The following is an 828-nucleotide window of genomic DNA, read 5'->3' as shown; positions in this document are numbered from 1 at the left end:
TTTCCATTCTTTTATAGATGCCCACCCATTATCAATAATGAGCGCAAGGGGTTGAGATCCGGAAAAACTTATAGGTTTTTGATTCCAAGTGGGGCGGGCTAGAGCGATGATAACCAGTGCGGCTATGGTTAAACGCAACAAGAGCAACCACCAAGGGGTATGTTTTGCTGTTTCCTGCTGATGAGTGGGTTTGGGTAAGAAGCGGAAAGGAGGAAAGAGCTCTTTACGTGGAGATGGAGGGGTTATCCGCAACAGCCACCAAATGACGGGCAGAAATAAGAGCCCTAATAACAGAAAGGGAGCAGCAAAACTCAAAGTGCCCTCCTTTTTTGCAATGAAGAGCCATTCATGGTATTTGCAAGATGCAAAATGGTTTCTGTTAAAGGTTGATCTGTTGTACTAACGTGATAAGACCACCCTTGGCGTACACAAAAATTTACCAATTCTTGTCGACGTGCTTGATATAGCTTACAATAGCTCTTACGGAGATTTTCTGCTTTTCCAAAAATGTGTTTTTCTTTTGTTTCAGGATCAAAAAATTCCGTATGACCTGTGTAAGGAAAGCTTTCTTCTGCAGGATCAGTAATTTCAATTAAATGAGCTGTCACCTGTTTTGTCGATAAAGCAATTAAATGTTGAATGATTTTTTCAGGATGATCGAGAAAATCACTCATTATAATGGCGTGTGAAAAGCGTGTAATCGTTGAAAAATCCGGAAATGAATTTTCATTTGAATGACTTTCTAAAGCAAAGGCTATTTGTTCTACTACATTGGATGTTATTGTGGGGGGCATTAAGTTGGGAATAGCAATATATTCGCCGCACCGA

At 40.3% G+C, this 828-nt stretch carries 1 protein-coding gene and 1 pseudogene; both read right to left on the bottom strand.

Annotated elements, in window-relative coordinates; translation table 11 throughout:
* The coding region (locus ACFINC_RS10290) for a BatA domain-containing protein (RefSeq protein ID WP_375617148.1) at nucleotides 1-315 on the bottom strand (315 nt) is incomplete at its 3' end.
* Nucleotides 312-828 (bottom strand): annotated as a pseudogene (locus ACFINC_RS10285) (DUF58 domain-containing protein); the annotation flags it as partial. The pseudogene ACFINC_RS10285 and the gene ACFINC_RS10290, both read right to left, overlap by 4 nt.

This window comes from Bartonella sp. AP58NXGY, assembly GCF_042195785.1.
Lineage (GTDB): Bacteria > Pseudomonadota > Alphaproteobacteria > Rhizobiales > Rhizobiaceae > Bartonella.
Note: the sequence above shows the minus strand (reverse complement) of the source record. Positions and strands in the feature narration are given on the sequence as shown.